The 1,665-nt window shown below is 63.5% G+C and carries 1 protein-coding gene; it reads left to right on the plus strand.

Annotation, left to right across the window (positions count from 1 at the left end):
- Window positions 1-1,665, plus strand: a 1,665-nt coding sequence (locus tag ABZV58_RS34545; protein WP_355004398.1) for a polyketide synthase dehydratase domain-containing protein, incomplete at both ends; no start/stop codon positions are given.

Here is a 1,665-nt window from a genome sequence, read left to right on the forward strand (position 1 = left end):
GCCTCCCCATCAACTGGAACACCCTCAACAACACCACCCACACCCAACACACCCCACTACCCACCTACCCCTTCCAACACCAAAAATACTGGCTCAACAACGCAATCAAGGGAAGCGGGACAAGGCACAACGGAACTGATCATCCGTTCATTGACCATGTAACGCACCTCGCTGGAGCCGATGAGCTCGTGCTCACCGGCGACATATCGATGGATGCGTACCCTTGGCTTTCGGATCACACCGTCGCGCAGATTCCACTTCTGCCCAGCACTGCTTTCATCGATATCGCTCTTGAAGCTGCCCAGCAAGCAGACCTCGACGGGATCACTGAGCTCGCTATCGAAGCGCCTCTACCGTTGTCGGGTCGCACCGCCTTGCAGGTTCGCCTGGGCGCGCCGGACGACAACGGCGAGCGAGCCATTGCGGTCTATGCTCGTTGCGGTGACGAGCCGTGGAAGCGGCATGCGTCAGGCCGCGCTGGATCGGGCGTTCCGCATGGTGGCCGCATCCTTCCGTGGCCGTCTCCGGATGCCACACCTATGAAGGTCACCGATCTCTACAGACGGATGGCAGCGATAGGAATGGGCTATGGGCCCTCCTTCCAGGGATTGCGGCGTGCATGGCAGGATGGGGACACGATTTGCGCGGAGATCGCCATCACCGAAGAGATCGCTGACGTCGGTCGACTCGGGTTCACAGTCCATCCTGCGCTTCTCGATGCGGCGCTGCATACCATGGCACTGCATCCCACAACTGCGTATGACGAGCGAACGATCAAACTCCCGTTCACCTTGGCAGGGGTATCGCTATTCAATGCTAAGCCAACGGCGCTGCGGGTTTGGTTGACGCCGACGAGCGCTGAGACCGTCAGTCTGCACGTGGCCGATAACTCAGGGCGCCCAGTGCTCACCGTCGACGAGCTGAGAATTCGAGCGATCGACGTCGATCGGTTGGTGGGTGAGTCGGATCCGGCATCCCGCGCGATGTACGAAGTGGACTGGGTATCGCATCGCCTGTCTTCCACTCCCACAGTGCCGACCACAGCATCCTGGGTCGTGATCGACAACCCCGACCTCGCGACCGAGCTCTCCGCCGCGGGCGCCTCGGCGCGCACCTGTGAGGCACTTGCCGACCTGATCGACGAGGTGAACCAGGGACAACCGGCGCCGGACTACGCGCTGCTGTCACTTCATTCCACGCCCGACACGACCGAGGTGCCGGGCAACGCCCACGACCTGTGCGCGCGTGCGGTCACAGTCGTCCAAGGGTTCCTCGGGACGGCGGCGTTGGCGGAGACACGGCTGGTGATAGCAACCCGTGGCGCGGTCGCGGTCGAGACCGGCGAAACGATCATCGATCTGGCCGCGTCTCCGATATGGGGGTTGATCCGCTCCGCACAGGCAGAACACCCCGACCGCTTCACTCTGATCGACCTCGACGACACCATCGGCTCCCGCAAGGTTGTCGCCTCCGCGCTCGCCACGGGACAACCCCAGCTCGCCTTGCGCCGCGGCCGGGCTCACCTGCCGCGTCTTACCCATGCCACACTGCCCGACTCCCCCACGGCTGTCCCCTTGGATCCGGACGGGACAGTATTGATCACCGGCGGCACCGGCACCCTCGGCGCCATCCTGGCCCGCCACCTCGTCACCACCCACCACACCC

Source organism: Nocardia sp. NPDC004654 (assembly GCF_040609595.1).
Taxonomy (GTDB): Bacteria; Actinomycetota; Actinomycetes; order Mycobacteriales; family Mycobacteriaceae; genus Nocardia.